Source organism: Paenibacillus sp. NPDC056933 (genome assembly GCF_042674385.1).
In the GTDB taxonomy this organism is placed as follows: domain Bacteria; phylum Bacillota; class Bacilli; order Paenibacillales; family Paenibacillaceae; genus Paenibacillus.
This window is the reverse complement of sequence record NZ_JBHUQN010000017.1, coordinates 1-2,500: the sequence shown is the minus strand read 5'-3', so window position 1 is coordinate 2,500 and position 2,500 is coordinate 1. Positions and strand designations below refer to the sequence as shown.

At 52.5% G+C, this 2,500-nt stretch carries 2 rRNA genes (1 of these 2 cut by a window edge); both read right to left on the bottom strand.

The annotated features are described in order from the left end of the window. Nucleotides 1–1,063 (bottom strand): 23S ribosomal RNA (locus ACFTRD_RS32500) (its annotated part extends 1,103 nt beyond the left edge of the window); the annotation flags it as partial. Nucleotides 1,064–1,238: 175 nt separating this feature from the next. Then, a 16S ribosomal RNA gene (locus ACFTRD_RS32495) occupies nucleotides 1,239–2,500 on the bottom strand; the annotation flags it as partial.

Below are 2,500 nucleotides of genomic sequence, written 5' to 3'. Positions count from 1 at the left end.
CGTATACTTTGGGACCTTAGCTGGCGGTCTGGGCTGTTTCCCTTTCGACTACGGATCTTATCACTCGCAGTCTGACTCCCAAGGATAAGTCATCGGCATTCGGAGTTTGACTGAATTCGGTAACCCGGTAGGGGCCCCTAGTCCAATCAGTGCTCTACCTCCAAGACTCTTACCTTGAGGCTAGCCCTAAAGCTATTTCGGAGAGAACCAGCTATCTCCAGGTTCGATTGGCATTTCACCCCTACCCACACCTCATCCCCGCACTTTTCAACGTGCGTGGGTTCGGGCCTCCATTCAGTGTTACCTGAACTTCACCCTGGACATGGGTAGATCACCTGGTTTCGGGTCTACGACCACGTACTCATTCGCCCTATTCAGACTCGCTTTCGCTGCGGCTCCGCATCTTCTGCTTAACCTTGCACGGGATCGTAACTCGCCGGTTCATTCTACAAAAGGCACGCCATCACCCGTTAACGGGCTCTGACTACTTGTAGGCACACGGTTTCAGGATCTCTTTCACTCCCCTTCCGGGGTGCTTTTCACCTTTCCCTCACGGTACTGGTTCACTATCGGTCACTAGGGAGTATTTAGCCTTGGGAGATGGTCCTCCCGGATTCCGACGGAATTTCACGTGTTCCGCCGTACTCAGGATCCACTCAGGAGAGAACGAAGTTTTGACTACAGGGCTGTTACCTCCTATGGCGGGCCTTTCCAGACCTCTTCATCTACCTCGTTCCTTTGTAACTCCGTACAGAGTGTCCTACAACCCCAAGAGGCAAGCCTCTTGGTTTGGGCTAATCCCGTTTCGCTCGCCGCTACTCAGGGAATCGCATTTGCTTTCTCTTCCTCCGGGTACTTAGATGTTTCAGTTCCCCGGGTCTGCCTTCTCATATCCTATGAATTCAGATATGGATACCACTCCATTACGAGTGGTGGGTTTCCCCATTCGGAAATCTCCGGATCAAAGCTTGCTTACAGCTCCCCGAAGCATATCGGTGTTCGTCCCGTCCTTCATCGGCTCCTAGTGCCAAGGCATCCACCGTGCGCCCTTTCTAACTTAACCGTTAAAAAGAATCACTACGTGATATCTTGCATTACTAATTGAATGTGAATTACTTCTGTTATCTAGTTTTCAAAGAACAACATCTCGAAGAATCGAATGATCCTTCAAAACTAAACAAGACAGGGAACGTTCTGTTTATAAGACCCAAGGTCTTATATTCCGTTAATATCCTTAGAAAGGAGGTGATCCAGCCGCACCTTCCGATACGGCTACCTTGTTACGACTTCACCCCAATCATCTGTCCCACCTTCGGCGGCTGGCTCCTAAAAGGTTACCTCACCGACTTCGGGTGTTACAAACTCTCGTGGTGTGACGGGCGGTGTGTACAAGGCCCGGGAACGTATTCACCGCGGCATGCTGATCCGCGATTACTAGCGATTCCAGCTTCACGCAGTCGAGTTGCAGACTGCGATCCGAACTGAGAACAGATTTGTGGGATTGGCTTAACCTCGCGGTTTCGCTGCCCTTTGTTCTGTCCATTGTAGCACGTGTGTAGCCCAGGTCATAAGGGGCATGATGATTTGACGTCATCCCCACCTTCCTCCGGTTTGTCACCGGCAGTCACCTTAGAGTGCCCAACTGAATGCTGGCAACTAAGATCAAGGGTTGCGCTCGTTGCGGGACTTAACCCAACATCTCACGACACGAGCTGACGACAACCATGCACCACCTGTCACTCTGCCCCCGAAGGGGACGTCCTATCTCTAGGATTGTCAGAGGATGTCAAGACCTGGTAAGGTTCTTCGCGTTGCTTCGAATTAAACCACATGCTCCACCGCTTGTGCGGGCCCCCGTCAATTCCTTTGAGTTTCAGTCTTGCGACCGTACTCCCCAGGCGGAGTGCTTAATGCGTTAGCTGCAGCACTAAGGGGCGGAAACCCCCTAACACTTAGCACTCATCGTTTACGGCGTGGACTACCAGGGTATCTAATCCTGTTCGCTCCCCACGCTTTCGCTCCTCAGCGTCAGTTACAGACCAGAGAGTCGCCTTCGCCACTGGTGTTCCTCCACATCTCTACGCATTTCACCGCTACACGTGGAATTCCACTCTCCTCTTCTGCACTCAAGTTCCCCAGTTTCCAATGACCCTCCCCGGTTGAGCCGGGGGCTTTCACATCAGACTTAAGAAACCGCCTGCGAGCCCTTTACGCCCAATAATTCCGGACAACGCTTGCCACCTACGTATTACCGCGGCTGCTGGCACGTAGTTAGCCGTGGCTTTCTGGTTAGGTACCGTCAAGGTACCGCCCTATTCGAACGGTACTTGTTCTTCCCTAACAACAGAGCTTTACGATCCGAAAACCTTCATCACTCACGCGGCGTTGCTCCGTCAGACTTTCGTCCATTGCGGAAGATTCCCTACTGCTGCCTCCCGTAGGAGTCTGGGCCGTGTCTCAGTCCCAGTGTGGCCGATCACCCTCTCAGGTCGGCTACGCA